The sequence below is a fragment of the Paraburkholderia sp. BCC1884 genome (genome assembly GCF_900996225.1).
Lineage (GTDB): Bacteria > Pseudomonadota > Gammaproteobacteria > Burkholderiales > Burkholderiaceae > Paraburkholderia.
Genome location: NZ_CAAJGL010000079.1, coordinates 22599 through 37278, shown reverse-complemented (window position 1 = coordinate 37278; position 14680 = coordinate 22599). Strand labels below are relative to the sequence as shown.

Here is a 14680-nt window from a genome sequence, read left to right as displayed (position 1 = left end):
TTAAGAAGCCGGGGCTGCGGTCCCGGCTTTTTTATGTCGCGAACAATGCGACGCGCGATACCTGAAAACAATGTCAAAAGTTGCGTCTGTTTCCTTGGCTTTTTCAGGTATGGCGTTTATTGTTGTTGAAAATTCAAAGTCACGATTCAAAGACCCCTCAAGGAAACATCATGCAAGGCGACAAGAAAGTTATCGAGTATCTGAACTCGCAGCTCAAGAACGAGCTGACTGCCATCAACCAGTACTTCCTGCATGCACGGATGTATCGGCACTGGGGCCTCGAGAAACTCGGCAAGCACGAATACGACGAATCGATCGGCGAGATGAAGCACGCCGACTGGCTCATCGAACGCATTTTCATGCTCGACGGCCTGCCGAATCTGCAGGACCTGCACAAGCTGCTGATCGGTGAGGAAACCAAGGAAATTCTCGAATGCGATCTGAAGCTCGAGCAGATTTCGCAGAGCACGTGCAAGGAAGCCATCGTGTATTGCGAATCGGTTCGCGATTTCATCTCGCGTGAAATCTTCGTGAAGATCCTCGACGACACGGAAGAACATATCGACTGGCTCGAAACCCAACTCGACCTGATCGACAAGGTTGGCATTCAGAACTACCAGCAAACCGCCATGGGTTCGATCGAGTCCTGATCGGCTCCGGTTGCATCGGCCCGCGCGCCAGGTCACGAGCAAGCTCATCGGTCCTGAGCTGCGCCGCGCGGGCGATATACTTGCGCACTTCCCTGTTTTGCCGAACGTCACTCAGTGGCGTAACTTAACGGCTTTACCGCGCGCCCTCTTCGCCTATGCCTGCAGAATCGCTTTCTCCGAATCTCCGGACTATCGCCTCCGATGCCGCTTCGCGCGCGCCGGTCGGCATATTCGATTCGGGGCTGGGCGGTTTGTCGGTGCTACGCGCGGTGCGGGCGCAACTCCCCGACGAAGCACTGCTGTACGTGGCCGACTCGCGCTATGCCCCCTACGGCGAGCGCGACGACGACTTCATCGCCGACCGTACGCTCGCGATTGGGCAATGGCTCGTCGCACAAGGCGCGAAAGCGCTGGTCGTGGCCTGCAATACGGCGACTGCACAGTCGATCGCTCTGGTTCGGGAAAAGCTGTCCATTCCGCTGGTCGGCGTCGAACCCGGCGTCAAGCCGGCGGCGCTGCAGTCGAAAACCCGCGTCGCCGGCGTGCTCGCCACGCAAGTGACCTTGCGCAGCGTGCGCTTTCAGGGGTTGCTCGAACGCTACGCAGCGGACTGCCGCTTTCTCTGTCAGCCGGGTCACGGACTCGTGCAAGCCGTTGAACGCTGCGACGTCGGTTCGGCCGAACTACGCACCCTGCTGCGCAGCTATCTGGAACCGATGCTCGACGCCGGTGCGGATACGCTGGTACTCGGCTGCACCCACTATCCATTTCTCGATGCGGCGATCCGCGATATCGTCGGCGACCGGCTGATGTTGATCGACACGAGCGTGGCCATCGCGCGCCAATTGGAGCGCGTTCTCGACCAGCACGGTTTGCGCGCCGCTCCGTCGGAGGATGCCGCCGTTCTGCCCCGCTTTTATTCAACCGCGGACGGCTCACATCAGCAGCAGCTTGCCGCCAGTTTGCTGCGCATCGAAGCCACGGTCGAGCAAGTGGTGATTCCTTCGCGCCGCACCGCAGCGTCGGACTCCCAAGCCGCATAAATCGGCAAAAAGCAGCGAATTTTTGCTCGGCGAGGCGGTTTTCCCAGACTTTTCGCACGCCGGCGGCCGTCGTCAGCGGCCCGCATCCGATCCCGCCCTATAGATGAAACCCTTCTAAGAGTCTGGTTTTGTTACAAAAAACCATGCAGGGCGCTTGCCAAACGGCTCAAACAAAATGATAATAATTCGCATTAACGTTAGCTATGACGCCCTGCCATGATTGTCTGTGTCTGCAAGTCTGTTTCTGACCGAACGATCCGCTCATCGATTGCGGAAGGTGTCGACTCGTTCGACGAACTTCAGTTCGAGCTCGGCGTCGCGATGTGCTGCGGCAAGTGCGCGGATTCGGTGCGCGACGTCATGATGCAAAGCGGCGTGTGCGCGAGCCGTTGTGGCCTCGACCATCACACGCAGGCTATGCCGATGACTTTCTACGAACGCAAGGCCGCCTGAGTCCAACGCGATTTTCAAGGCGCGGTTCACACCGCGCGTCGGGACGCTTTCTGGTCCTACTGCTGTTCACGCTGTTTAGCGTTATCCCACTACCGTCAGCAAGCCAGTATTCGTACCAGCCAGCTACCCCGCTCACCCCTTCCAGGAGTTAGAGATGGAATTGCTGATTGGTTTCGTGACCACTTTGTTCATTTCGTTGCTGATCTTTCGAACATGACGATGCCTTGTCTGACGCGCCGCTCAAGCAGCGCGCTGCCACACTAACATGCAGGCCTCGCCTACCGTTTCAGCCGGCTCCGTGCCGGCTTCGTCCACCCGACTGAACTCCCGCGCCCTGACCGCAACCGCCGTGGTTGCAGCGATTCACGTCGCGCTGCTGGCCGTGATCATGACCTTGCGTCATGAACCCGTGCAGCCGACGCTGGAATCGCACGTCATGACCGCGCAGTTGCTGCCGCCAGCTCCGGTTGCGACACCCGTCGCGGTGCAGTCGATCGCGCCGCCACCGCCCAAGCCGACGCCGCCGGTTCATACCAGGCCAAAGATCCAGCCGAAGCCGACACCCAGGCCGACTCCGACGCCGCTGCCAGTGGCCGCCGCGCCGTCGCCGGTTGCAGTCGCCGCACCGGATCCGACGCCCGCGCCGCCGGCCCCGGCTGCGCCGCCCGCTCCGGCAGCGCCCGCAGTCGGCCGGGAGACGCTGCAAATCACGGCGCCGAAAAACGTTTCGCACCTCGACTGCAATATCGCCAAGCCGGACTACCCGTCGCTATCCAGGCGGCGTGGCGAAACCGGTACGGCCTATGTGCGGTTCGTGGTCGGTCTGACCGGCAAGCTCGAAAACATCGAGCTCAAGAAAAGCAGCGGCTTCAGCCGCCTTGACGATGCCGCGCTTGCCGCTGTGCATGAGACCAGCTGCAAGCCATTTCTCGAGAACGGTCAGCCGATTCGGGCCGCCTACACCCAGCCTTACGACTTCAATCTGAACGATTGAGGCAGATTTTAAAAAAAGGAATTGCAATGCAGAACTACGGAATAGCGCACGTGTGGGCGCAAGGGGATTTCGTGACGCGCGGTATCGCGCTCGCGCTGTTGATCATGTCGGTGATGTCGTGGAGCGTGATCGTCATCAAGGGCTGGAACGTGATGCGCCTGAAGCGCCTGACGAAGAATGCCGAGCAGGCGTTCTGGCATTCGGACGATCTCGCGGACGGCGTGAAGAAGCTCGGCGCCGGTTCGTCCACGCCGCAGGACAACCCGTTCCTCGCGCTCGCGCTGTCGGGTCAGGAAGCCGCCGATCACCATCATCAGACGCAGCCGCATCTGCACGATCGCATGGACGTGTCGGACTGGGTCACGCGTTGCCTGAAAGACACGATGGATGAGAGCGTCGCGCGCATGCAGAGCGGTCTCGCGATTCTCGCGTCGATCGGCAGCACGGCGCCGTTCGTCGGTTTGTTCGGCACGGTGTGGGGCATCTATCACGCGCTGCTGGCCATCGGCGCGAGCGGTCAGTCGTCGATCGACCAGGTCGCCGGTCCGGTGGGCGAGGCATTGATCATGACCGCGTTCGGTCTGTTCGTCGCGATTCCGGCCGTGCTCGGCTACAACGCGTTGACGCGCGCCAACAAGGCGGTCGTCGCCAAACTCAGCCGTTTCGCACACGGTCTGCACGCCTTCTTCGTGACGGGCGCGCGCCTGTCGTCGTCCAGGCGCGGCGACGGCCTGCGTCTCGCGACCCGCACGCACTGATCGACGAGGCACTCCCATGGCAATGAGCCCCTTTGCCGGCGACGATGACGACGGCCTGATGAACGAAATCAACATGACGCCGCTCGTCGACGTGATGTTGGTTCTCCTGATCGTCTTCATGGTGACGATTCCGGTGATTCGTCACGCGGTCAAGATCGATCTGCCGCACGCCAGCAGTCAGAAGGAAGACACCAAGCCCGCGCAGGTCACGGTCGCGATCGACGCCGACGGCAACGTCCTGTGGGACGACAAGAAGGTCGACGAGGCCGCGCTCGCCGCGAAGATCGCGGAAGCCGCGCAAGCAAACCCGCAACCCGAGTTGCACCTCGATGCGGACCGCAAGGTCGCGTACGAAAAAGTGGCGCAAGTGATGGCGGCGGCGCAGTCCGGCGGCCTCACGAAGATCGGTTTCGTCACGCAGCCGAAGAGCAGGTAAGCGGCAGCGTCGACTGACGAGCGCGTAAAAAAGCCCCTGAAACAGGGGCCGAAAAGTAAAAGGCCTTCATCGTCAGATGAAGGCCTTTTTTTGTGCGCACTCGGCGCCTTCGGGCGGCGGGATCATTTGCCATCGTTCGAAGATTGATAGCTCGTGTTATCACCGCATGCGACGGCCGTGATCGACACGGACAGCGCGGTCAGCCCTATCAGGCCGGCTATCATAGCGGCCATGAGTTTCCGCATAAGAGACTCCTTAGCGAAGGGATTTCACTATAGGTCCGCGCGAGCGAGCATTCAAGGAAACGGCCATTGAAAGTACTCATGACAGGCCGCGCTTAAATGCTAAAAGCGATGTTGCGGCGCGTAATGCGTGCTATGAGCCGAGTGCTATGAGGCGACGGCGAAAGCGCGCTGCGTAGCGGCTTTTGCTTCGTGCGCCGGGCACTCGCCCATGATGTGTTTTCCTTCGTCGGGATCGAGCATCTCCACCAGATAATCGACGAATGCCCGCACCGCCGGCACCATGCCCTGCCTCGAGACGAATACCGCGTACAACTGCGGCGTCGGAAAAGTCCAACCCGGCATGACCGGCGACAATTGCCCGGCGCGCAACGCAGCACCGTACATCATCTCCGGCAGCGCGGCGATACCCACGCCCGCCAGCACCGCCTCGCGAATCGTCATCAGATCGGCCGTCACGAGGCGCGGCTCGTGTTCGTGCGCATGACGCGTGCCGTCCGGCGCGATCAGGTTGTACACGTGCCGACCGTCGCCGGTCGGCACGTCCAGCGTTTCGAAGCGGTTCAGATCGGCGGGCTGCAAAGGCGGCGCATTCTGCTGCAACAGACTCGGCGCGCCGACCAGCATCTGCTGGGTGCGCCACAGCGGCCGCACCACGATGTTGGCATTTTCCGGCGGATCGGAGCGCACCCGTAGCGCCACGTCGATCGAGTCTTCGAACAGATCGACCACGCGATTCGTGACGCGCATCACCACCCGCACTTCCGGATAGCGATGCATGAATTCGGGCAGGATCTGCGACAGGATCGTCTGCGAAATCGTGACGGGCACGCTGACGCGCACATTGCCACGCGGCGACGAACGCAGTTGCTGAACCACGTTCACGGCCGCCTGTGCTTCGCTCAGCATCGCCTGACAGTGCTGGTAAAACAGTTGACCGGCTTCGGTCAGCGCGAGCTTGCGGGTGGAGCGCTGCAACAAACGCACGCCCAGCGACGCCTCCAGCTCCGTCAAGCGGCGCGACAAGCGCGACTTGGAAATGCCCAGCACGCGCTCGGCAGCGGAAAAACCGCCGTGTTCGACGACCTGCGAAAAGTACATCAGGTCGTTCAGGTTATGCGAATCAATCTTCATCTCATCGTTCCATTAATAGAACAATCCATTGCGCGACAGCGGCTGGCACCCCGGAAAACGGTCCCTATAATAGCCCTATGTTTCAAAAATAACGCTATTCCCCATTTTTTGAGGTGACTTTGATGAGCACGAACCGCACGATCGAACGCACGTTTCCGGCTGTTCGCACGACCGAGGGTGGCGGCTTTATCGTGCACCGCCCTTTCCCCACCCGTCTGCTGATGGATTTCGATCCGTTCCTGCTGCTCGACGAAATGGGACCGATCGATTACGCGCCGGGCGAAGCCAAAGGCGCGCCGGACCATCCGCATCGCGGCTTCGAGACGGTCACGTACGTACTCGAGGGTCAATTCGGTCACAAGGATTCCGCAGGTCATTCCGGCACCCTGCACGCCGGCGACGTGCAATGGATGACCGCCGGCGCGGGCGTCGTGCACAGCGAGATGCCCGATCCGTCTTTCGTGCGCACCGGTGGACGCGTGCACGGCTTGCAGTTGTGGGTGAATCTGCCGCGCCGCGACAAGATGATCGAGCCGCGCTATCAGGAGATGCCGTCGGCGAGCATTCCCGTGGCGACATCCGCGGATGGCAAGGTGCGTGTCAAGGTGATCGCCGGCGAGGCGCTTGGCGTGAAAGCGGCTATCGAAACGCGCACGCCGATCCTGTATCAGCACTTCTCTCTGCAACCGGGCGCCACCATCCAGCAACCGGTGCCCGCCGACTATCGCGTGTTCGCTTATAGCTTGTCCGGCAAGGGCTTTTACGGCGAAGGCGAGGCGCGCCAGGCAATCGACGCGCAAAAAATGGTGGTATTTCAGAACGACGGCGATTCCGTCACGCTGAGCGCCGGCGCCGAACCGCTCGAAGTCCTGCTGCTCGGCGGCGTGCCGCTGAAGGAACCGGTGGTGCGTTATGGCCCGTTCGTGATGAATACCGAGGACGAGATCCGCCAGGCCGTTATCGACTACCAGGCCGGACGCATGGGCGAGATTACCCATTGAGTGGCAGTCGGGGCGCCTAGGCCGCCAAATTCGTTCACAATAGCAATTCAGGCCGCGCGCCGCCCCGCTCACTCGTAGCGGGTGCAACGCGCGGCGAATTCCGTCCCAGTTCAGGAGCGCGCATGGCAGAAACCACCGTCACCGCCCATATCGGCTCGACGAATTTCCAGGTCCTTTTGGACGACGGCAAGCACAGCTGGCTCGCCGACGAGCCCGAGTCCCTCGGCGGCGGCGATCGCGGGCCGGCACCTGTTACGTTGCTGCTGGCGAGTCTCGGCGCCTGCACCTCCATCACGCTGAAAATGTACGCCCAGCGTAAGGAGTGGCCGCTCGCCGACGTGCGCGTGGCGCTCTCGCTCGAAACCGGCGACGCCGGCACGACCATCGACCGAAAGATCGTGCTGGAAGGCGATTTGTCCGACGAACAGCGGGAACGGCTCCTGCAAATCGCCAATGCATGCCCAGTTCATAAGATCCTCACGCATTCGATCACGATCCGTTCGGGTCTGGCCGTCGCGTGAGACGTCTTGCAACGCTTTCATAGGAAGCTGTCGTTTTGAATTTCGAACATCTTATCCAGATCAACGACCCGTTGAATCCGTTTGTCGAATCCATGACGCGCGAGCAATTGTGGGAGGGGCTCGTGCTGCGCGCCGAACAGCCCCAATTGTTTGTGATCGGACTCGACAGCTGCACGATCCTTTCGCGCGAAGGCAACGTGCTCGAACGGGAATTGCACTACGGTCAGGCTACGGTGCGCGATCGCGTCACGCTGGCGGACCGTCAGAGCGTGCGCTATGACATTCTGCCGACTGCGGACTACGTGGGCGGATCGTTGACCATGACCATCGAGCAGCCGGACGAATTGCAATTGTTCCTGCGCTTCCAGTACGCCACGACGCTGCCGGAATCGACCGACCCGGACGCGCATCAGACGCAGGAAATCGTCAAGTCGGCGTATCGCGAGAACGATATCGACACGGTGCGGCTGATCCGTCAGTTCGTGCAACCGCGTAACGAGGAAAGCAACAAGCTTCACTAAGCTCACCAGGCGTCACCCCTGCGCGATGCCGGCCGGCATCGCGCATCGGCAACAAACTTCCCCGCGTCACTCCGCAGCACCCTTCCCGCTCCCGCCTTGCCGTTCGTTCGTATCCGTGCGGCGCGACTACCCGCCGCACGAATCTGTGTGATTCCCATCCTAAATATTCACTATATTCAGGATTCCAAACATCACCTTCAACTTCGCTTTCTTTCTCAATCGCACCTGCGTTCGGGCGGGGTGCATCTTTGCAAAGGAACATCGATATGGCTACGAAATCGTGGAATGACATTACCAGCCTGAGCTCGCTGTCGCTGATGTTTGACACCGGGCTCACTGACGGAAAGATTTATGCAAATGGCAATCATCAGATCGGTGTGGTCGTGAGCGTCACGGCCCTGGATTCAGATCGCAAAGAGATCGACCTCACGCCGGCCGATGTAATCAATCACGCCTGGCTGGTCGACTATGCCGATGGCAGCGATCTGAGTCGGGACAGGCAGACCCAATGGAATTACACCGTCACGGAAAATCGCTATCACGTCGGCGCCGCGTCGGCTGCAAACGCATCGCAATGCGTCTTCTTCCTGATGTGCGCGGCGGACTACCAGGAAAACCCCAAATCGATCTCCGTTCGGTTCGCCCTGCCCAGCGGAGAAATCATCTCGACGGCCAAAGTTGGCACACAAGGGTTCGAAGACCACATCGTCGGTCGCGCCGACCCCGCCAGGCGATACACCGAAGACGACATATCGGTTTCTCGCGAAGACACCTATAACGGCGGCAATTGCGATCATGACAATTACTACTGCAAGATCACCGATGAAAAGTTTCACTGGGTGTTCGTCGAATCGATCGATGACCCGGAGTTTGCGAGCATGCCTTATGACGTGGACGATATCCCTCGCTTACAAGCGTACGACGCACGGACTTACTGGGGCGTCGAAGCGAACTTTCAGGAAAATAGCGGCTACATCGCGCAATTGGGCCTGCCGGGAAAAATGTCAATGATCTCCATGCAGCAGTCCCAGAGGGATTTCAGCGTGAATCAGCGCAGCGGGCAGTTCACCATGGCCCGGCTTACCACGACAGGCTCAAGCGTCGGCAGCTTAAAAGACGATCCCGATTCAAGCTGGGACTTAAATTATTTTAATCGCAACGTGACCCTGTACGACCAGTACGGAAATACCGGCAAGTTCTATGTCGCGGCAAGCGATGACGGAAATACCCTGTCGCTGATCGAAGGCCAGACGGACTGACCTCTTCAACCGCGCGCCAAGGCCGAGTCTGGCCACCCCAAACCGTCAGCGCTCCGAGAGGTCGATCCATGAACAACTCGTTCTATTCGCACGCATTCAGCTTTTGCAGTTCCGCAGCACGCGGGGTAGACCCGCGTACGGGCCTATTCAACCCAGTCACACCCATTGCCAGACTGGTCGGCAATGCCAACATGGGACCGAGCTTCGACATCACGCTCGGCTATAGCGCGCTACTCGATGAGAACATGGGATTCGGCACTGGTTTCTCGCTAAAGTACTCCATGTACGATACCGGGCAGAAACGACTCACTGTTTCGACCGGCGAGGTTTATATCGTCGATGAAGATGCGAGCGGAGTGTGGCTGCGTCAACAAGGCCTCGCAAACTTCAGGTTCGAGCGGCTTCCGAACGCCTATAAGATCACGCACAAATCCGGCGATATAGAACTTCTGAGCGGACCGGACACGGCTGATACGATCAAAGTACCGTACGCCATTTACACACCCGCCGGCCACGTATTGAAGTTTTCGTGGTCCTACGATCCGGGCCCTCAACTCAGCCGGGTCAGCGACGAAAGCACCGACCTTCTACGGATAAACTACGACGACGCCGCATCGACGGTGCTCCACATCTGGCCCGACAAGCAGGAAGCCTACGACGTCACACTACGATTGTCGAACGGCAATCTGACGACGATCGAGACGCTACCGGACGAGACGGCGCTTAGCTGGTCGTTCGAGTATGAACAGGTCGACTCGTACTATCTTCTCTCGTGCATGCGTGCGCCCACCGGTTTAGTCGAAACAGCTTCATACACTGCAAGATTGAAGTTCCCCGATAGCGCGCATCTGTCACCGCTGCCGGCAGTCGCGCGCTATGTACAGGATCCGGGACAAGGTCAGCCGGCCGTCGTCGTCACTTACGAGTACACGCCCGAAAACTATCTGGGCTACGGCGCCGATGCGGCCTGGCATCCGGACGCGGACTATCTCTACGGGATTTTGACGGACTATCAGTATCAATCCGTCGAAACGACCCAAAGCGACACCGCCGTCATCACCGTCACCCGTACTTACGACAGCTTCCATTTACTTGTCGCACAGGTGGAGCGACAGGCGTCGTGCGAAAAGACCACGCGTACGACTTACTATGCAATCGCCGATGCGCCTTTCGACCAGCAGCCGAAGCAATTCCAGCTGCCCCGGCAAATCGATACGGTCTATACCGACTACGCGAAACCGGCCGGCGCTCAATCGCGCACCGAAACCGTCGCGACGCTATTCGATTCCGCCGGCAATCCGCTTCAATTGATCATGCCCGACGGAACGCAAGTCGATTGGGTCTATTACCCGGCGCAAGGCAGCGCGGATGACTGCCCGCCCGATCCCAATGGATTTGTCCGCTTCACGCAATCCAGAACCCTCACGCCGGGCGCGTCCGGATTCGATACACCGATCCGCACGGAGCATTTCCGCTATCGGTCGATGCTGCCAGCACAATTAGCCGGTGCCCCGATTGCTTCACTGGTCGTGCTGACGCAAGAGTCTCACACCTGCGACGGTGCGCCGATCGTGGATAAAACCACCGAGTACGTGGACGCGCCCACCTCTTCCGAGCATGGACGCATCAAGCGTATTACCTCGAGCGTGCATGATCTGAACGGGACTGGAGACACCTATTCCAGTTCACTCGCGTTCGACTTCACCGTCGACACCGCTAGCGACGCACTCTGGCAACTCACGAGTTTTTCCGGTCACGACGGCTTGAGTGCATCGATCACGCGCTCTCAATCGTGCTTCAGCGGACGGCTGTGGTCGGAATCGGATGTCCACGGCAATCAAACGGCCTACACCTACGACGCATGTGGTCGCATGCTGAGCCGCACGCGTAATCCCGGCACCGAATTCGAAAACACGACGCGCTTCGTTCACGAGCGAACCCTGGATAGCGCAACCGGCCAACTGAGCGTTACCACGACCACCACCGACGCCAGCGGCAACGCGCTGCGAGCGGAGGTAGACGGCTTCGGCCGTGCCGTGCGGCGGCTCGCAAACGACATCGACGAACTGGACAGCGGGCCGCGGCATGCCGCGAACTGGTACGAAATCGATTCGAAGCAATACGACGCCTTCGGCCACTCGATTGCGGGCATGAGTCGCGACTATCTGCGCGGTGCAAACGGCGCCGCCGCGCAGACGGCAGTGCAGGACGAAGCGGCGATTCGATACGACGCATGGGGACAACGCAGCGAGACAAGCTGGAGCGATGGCCGCACATTGCTCGAGAGCCACGCCCCCGTCGAGTTGACATTGAGCACGCAAGTGCAAGGACCGGCCGACGCCGGACCGCCAGATCGTGTGACGCTGGGCAAACGCGTGACGCAATACGACTTGCGGAGCTTGCCCCTCTCACAGACCGACTATGACGCGAACGGCATCGCCCAAAGCACGATTGCCCAGCAATACGATGGCGCGGGTCGCTTGCGAGAACACATCGACGAACTGGGTCGCGTCACCCAGTACGCCTATGATCCGTTCGATCGCATCAAGACCATCACGCTACCCGACAACACGGCGATCAGCAGAACGTATGCGCCGTTCAGCGCGGACGCGCTCATCGCCAGCGTAAGCGTCACCGACGCGCAGAACAAAACGACCACGCTGGGCTCGCAAACTTTCGACAGCCTCAAGCGGCTTTCACAATCGAGCAGCGGCGGCCGCAAATACTCGTATCGCTACGACGGCGTGACGAGCCGTCCGCAAACGATCACGACGCCGGCGAACGAAACGATCACTAGCCGCTATGTCGCGCAACTCGACGATGCACTCGAGCAACGCTCAGCGGGTTCGCTCACACAATCGTTCACGTACGATCGTGTGACAGGCGCAATGCTGACTGCGACGGAAGACAATGCGCCGACGTGCGAATGGCGTTATGCCGCTTCTGGAACGTTGTCTGCGGAAACATCGACGCTGAACGACGACTCGAAAAAATCCGCGGCTTATGCTGGTTCGTTGCGTGGACGCCTGCAGCAAGTCACCGACGTTTCGGCTCGCTTGCAGACCTATCGATATGACGAACTCGGCCGCAACGTCGGGATCGATCATCCCGCCGTGCAGGTCGCCACGACATACGACGCGGTGGGACGCGTGGTCGGCTACACGACGCTCGATACCGCAACAGGCATGCGCCTGCAAACCCGCTTGACGCTCGACGACTTCAGTCGCGAGATCCGGCGCGAGTATCTGCAGGACGAGACTCAGGTACTGGACATCGCGCAGGAATGGAATCCCAACTGGCAGCTTCGGCGGCGAGTGACCCGCAGCAACGACACGGTCTTGCGCGACGAAAGCTTCGCTTACGACTGCCGCAATCGGCTGGTCGAGTATTCGTGCGCGGGCACGGCTTTGAATGCGGACCCATACGGCAAGCCGATCGCCGAGCAGTCGTTCAGTTATGACGCGCTGAACAATCTGACAACGTGCGTGACCGTCTTTAGCGATGCCGGCAACGGCACGGGCAATGAAAACGACACAGCAACTTTCCATTACGACAATGCCCAGGACCCCACGCAACTGACGTCGGTGACGCATACACACGGCGCGTATCCGGCGACAGTCACCCTGCTCTACGACGCGAACGGCCGCATGATCACCGACGACGCGGGTCGCACGCTGAGTTACGACGTGGGCGGCCGACTCCGGAAAGCGAACGCCGCCGCGACGGCGACGGCAAGCACCTCCTACGGCTACGACGCACTCAACCGGCTGGTCGCGCAGGCGCTGAGTGAAAGTGAATCGAGCGAGCTCTGCTATCGCGACGGCCGGCTGGTCAACGACCTTCGAACAGCGCCCGACGCGCAGGCGGCGATCATCCGGCTCGGTAGAAGTTGTGTTGCCCTCGTCGACGAATCAGCGGCGCTGCAGCCGAGCGATGTCGACTCGACACTCACGCGGGTCGGCGTCGATGCAGCGGGTAGCGCGCAGCTATCGATCGACTCACGCGACGCAATGTCACTCATGAGCTACCTCCCCTATGGAGACGGCATAGCCTCCAGGACCGTCGGATTGCCTGGCTTCATGGGCGAACGACTCGATCCCGTCACGAACCTGTACCACCTGGGCGACGGCTATCGCGTCTACAACCCGAGACTCATGCGCTTCGTGTCGCCAGACGCGCTCAGCCCGTTCGGCGCCGGTGGGCTCAACGCATACGCCTATTGCGCGGGCGATCCGGTCAATCGCGCCGATCCGAGCGGGCATATGAGCTGGCAGGCCTCCATTGGCATTGCAAGCGGCATCATGGGCATCCTGTTGGCGATCTTTTCGGCGGGCGTGTCGATCGCGGTGGAGGGAAGTGTGTTGGCGGCGATCGAGGCGACATCGGGACTCGATCTGGTCGGCGGCGCAGTCGGCGTCCTCGCTGACGCAACCGGTATCGCCAGCGCCGCGCTCGAACAAACCGACGAACAGGCTTCCGAGGCCCTCGGGTGGGAATCGTTCGCCTTCGGACTGATCTCCGGCGGCGTCGAATTGACCGACAAGGCATCGCACCGTATCAAGAAGCTCAAAAGCCAAAAGGTGGCGGACGTGAGCCCGCGCACAGCGGCATCGTCGCCATCGGGCGCTCGCTCGGGGCTTCATTCGGACAACGCAAATTCAGTGCTGCGCCAACGCACGTCCGTCTCCTCGCTCGATTCGAACCGGCCGTCGACAACCGGTTTCAGCAGCGCATCGTCGGACGATCTTCAACTCGGCCAAACGGCACGACGTTACACCGACGAGGCGTCGGGGCGTCCAACGCGCCGTGAGGCGTGGGCGGCCAGCTCTCCTGACACGGGGGGCAATCGCGCCGACCGGGTTCGGCGGTTTTCCGAGTCAGGATCGAGCACATGGAGCCAAAGCTCGACGAACTCTCCCTGGGACGGCGATATCTCGGACGACTGCGTCTCGATCGTCGGCTCGCATCCGGGCGTCCATCTGCTGCCCCTGATCCATCCCAGCCGTGCCACCGGCCGGTATCGGCGGGAGATCGAGATTCCCGGCATACCGGACAGTCCTGGCATCGCCTGATTCGGGCTACTCACCGGGAAATGGGGAAACAGGAAAACGGGGGCGGCACATGAGCCACATCACACGCCGCCCCGCTACTCGGCACAGACTATCGGAAACGCGTTCCGATCAAATCCTTTACTTGTAAATGGGAACGATTATCATTTAGAATCATTCCATCGAATCGACGAACAGCAAAAACGAATGACCGATCTCAACCGCTCCTCGACCCTCAGCCTGCGCCGCCCGGTGGCCGCGCTGACCAGCCGTCCCAAGCCCTCGGGCACGACGGCGCCTGCGGCGAAGCCGGCTGCGGATCGCGACAGCGGCTCCAGCAAATCGACAACGCGCGTGGTCCGTAGCGACACGCTGTTGCAAGGCCAGAGTCACGTCAGCATCGTGCATAACGGTGAGACTTACCAACTGCGCGCCACGCGTCTGGGCAAGCTGATTCTGACGAAGTAGCAACGAACAGGCAGTACGTACCGGGTATTGTGGGGACCACCTCCTCGAGAGGTGTTGGGCTTTAGCCAGCCACGACGGCTTGCACGTGAGAACTAGACCCCTTCGTGCAGACACCAAGCCAGCCGTCGCAGCCAGCCAGGCCGCTTTTTTGG

13 protein-coding genes are annotated in these 14680 nt (G+C 60.5%); 12 read left to right on the top strand and 1 reads right to left on the bottom strand.

Annotated elements, in window-relative coordinates; translation table 11 throughout:
* The first annotated feature begins 170 nt into the window (after nucleotides 1–170).
* The 6 genes from bfr (at nucleotide 171) to FQ705_RS15550 (ending at nucleotide 4334) form a co-directional block, all read left to right on the top strand.
* Complete coding sequence (gene bfr, locus FQ705_RS15575; RefSeq protein ID WP_144142584.1) at nucleotides 171–650, top strand: bacterioferritin; 480 nt, start codon at nucleotides 171–173, stop codon at nucleotides 648–650.
* Nucleotides 651–805: 155 nt separating this feature from the next.
* A complete protein-coding gene (murI, locus tag FQ705_RS15570; protein ID WP_144142583.1) occupies nucleotides 806–1693 on the top strand; it encodes a glutamate racemase in 888 nt (295 codons plus the stop codon).
* A 216-nt stretch (nucleotides 1694–1909) separates the two neighbouring features.
* The gene (locus FQ705_RS15565; protein WP_144142581.1) at nucleotides 1910–2146 is read left to right on the top strand and encodes a bacterioferritin-associated ferredoxin; all 237 of its coding nucleotides are present in this window, start codon (nucleotides 1910–1912) and stop codon (nucleotides 2144–2146) included.
* Between the two features lie 265 nt (nucleotides 2147–2411).
* Nucleotides 2412–3140 (top strand): energy transducer TonB, encoded by a 729-nt coding sequence (locus tag FQ705_RS15560; RefSeq protein WP_144142580.1) that lies wholly within the window; start codon nucleotides 2412–2414, stop codon nucleotides 3138–3140.
* A gap of 26 nt (nucleotides 3141–3166) precedes the next feature.
* Nucleotides 3167–3898 carry a MotA/TolQ/ExbB proton channel family protein gene (locus FQ705_RS15555; protein WP_144142578.1) on the top strand — a complete coding sequence of 244 codons (732 nt, stop codon included), beginning with the start codon at nucleotides 3167–3169 and terminating at the stop codon, nucleotides 3896–3898.
* Nucleotides 3899–3914: 16 nt separating this feature from the next.
* Nucleotides 3915–4334 (top strand): ExbD/TolR family protein, encoded by a 420-nt coding sequence (locus FQ705_RS15550; protein WP_144142577.1) that lies wholly within the window; start codon nucleotides 3915–3917, stop codon nucleotides 4332–4334.
* 389 nt (nucleotides 4335–4723) lie between these two features.
* Here the strand turns inward: FQ705_RS15550 and FQ705_RS15545 are convergent, their stop codons facing one another.
* Nucleotides 4724–5710, bottom strand: coding sequence for a LysR family transcriptional regulator (locus tag FQ705_RS15545; protein ID WP_144142575.1), 987 nt, complete (start codon nucleotides 5708–5710; stop codon nucleotides 4724–4726).
* 122 nt (nucleotides 5711–5832) lie between these two features.
* On the opposite strand from FQ705_RS15545, the gene FQ705_RS15540 reads away from it, so the two are divergent.
* The 6 genes from FQ705_RS15540 (at nucleotide 5833) to hemP (ending at nucleotide 14528) form a co-directional block, all read left to right on the top strand.
* Nucleotides 5833–6711, top strand: a complete 879-nt coding sequence (locus FQ705_RS15540) for a pirin family protein (protein WP_144142573.1) — start codon at nucleotides 5833–5835, stop codon at nucleotides 6709–6711.
* 122 nt (nucleotides 6712–6833) lie between these two features.
* On the top strand, nucleotides 6834–7232 hold the full coding sequence (locus tag FQ705_RS15535) for an OsmC family protein (RefSeq protein ID WP_144142571.1): 399 nt from the start codon (nucleotides 6834–6836) through the stop codon (nucleotides 7230–7232).
* 35 nt (nucleotides 7233–7267) lie between these two features.
* The gene (locus FQ705_RS15530) at nucleotides 7268–7753 is read left to right on the top strand and encodes an SRPBCC family protein (protein WP_144142570.1); all 486 of its coding nucleotides are present in this window, start codon (nucleotides 7268–7270) and stop codon (nucleotides 7751–7753) included.
* A gap of 266 nt (nucleotides 7754–8019) precedes the next feature.
* The gene (locus FQ705_RS15525) at nucleotides 8020–9012 is read left to right on the top strand and encodes a hypothetical protein (RefSeq protein WP_144142568.1); all 993 of its coding nucleotides are present in this window, start codon (nucleotides 8020–8022) and stop codon (nucleotides 9010–9012) included.
* 68 nt (nucleotides 9013–9080) lie between these two features.
* The gene (locus FQ705_RS15520) at nucleotides 9081–14084 is read left to right on the top strand and encodes an RHS repeat-associated core domain-containing protein (RefSeq protein ID WP_144142566.1); all 5004 of its coding nucleotides are present in this window, start codon (nucleotides 9081–9083) and stop codon (nucleotides 14082–14084) included.
* 183 nt (nucleotides 14085–14267) lie between these two features.
* Nucleotides 14268–14528 (top strand): hemin uptake protein HemP, encoded by a 261-nt coding sequence (hemP, locus tag FQ705_RS15515; protein WP_144142564.1) that lies wholly within the window; start codon nucleotides 14268–14270, stop codon nucleotides 14526–14528.
* Nucleotides 14529–14680: the final 152 nt, after the last annotated feature.

Bases quoted from the DNA above. Each gene is read 5' to 3' on its own strand.
- bfr (WP_144142584.1), top strand. From the start codon at position 171: ATGCAAGGCGACAAGAAAGTTATCGAGTATCTGAACTCGCAGCTCAAG.
- murI (WP_144142583.1), top strand. From the start codon at position 806: ATGCCTGCAGAATCGCTTTCTCCGAATCTCCGGACTATCGCCTCCGAT.
- FQ705_RS15565 (WP_144142581.1), top strand. From the start codon at position 1,910: ATGATTGTCTGTGTCTGCAAGTCTGTTTCTGACCGAACGATCCGCTCA.
- FQ705_RS15560 (WP_144142580.1), top strand. From the start codon at position 2,412: ATGCAGGCCTCGCCTACCGTTTCAGCCGGCTCCGTGCCGGCTTCGTCC.
- FQ705_RS15555 (WP_144142578.1), top strand. From the start codon at position 3,167: ATGCAGAACTACGGAATAGCGCACGTGTGGGCGCAAGGGGATTTCGTG.
- FQ705_RS15550 (WP_144142577.1), top strand. From the start codon at position 3,915: ATGGCAATGAGCCCCTTTGCCGGCGACGATGACGACGGCCTGATGAAC.
- FQ705_RS15545 (WP_144142575.1), bottom strand. From the start codon at position 5,710: ATGAAGATTGATTCGCATAACCTGAACGACCTGATGTACTTTTCGCAG.
- FQ705_RS15540 (WP_144142573.1), top strand. From the start codon at position 5,833: ATGAGCACGAACCGCACGATCGAACGCACGTTTCCGGCTGTTCGCACG.
- FQ705_RS15535 (WP_144142571.1), top strand. From the start codon at position 6,834: ATGGCAGAAACCACCGTCACCGCCCATATCGGCTCGACGAATTTCCAG.
- FQ705_RS15525 (WP_144142568.1), top strand. From the start codon at position 8,020: ATGGCTACGAAATCGTGGAATGACATTACCAGCCTGAGCTCGCTGTCG.
- FQ705_RS15520 (WP_144142566.1), top strand. From the start codon at position 9,081: ATGAACAACTCGTTCTATTCGCACGCATTCAGCTTTTGCAGTTCCGCA.
- hemP (WP_144142564.1), top strand. From the start codon at position 14,268: ATGACCGATCTCAACCGCTCCTCGACCCTCAGCCTGCGCCGCCCGGTG.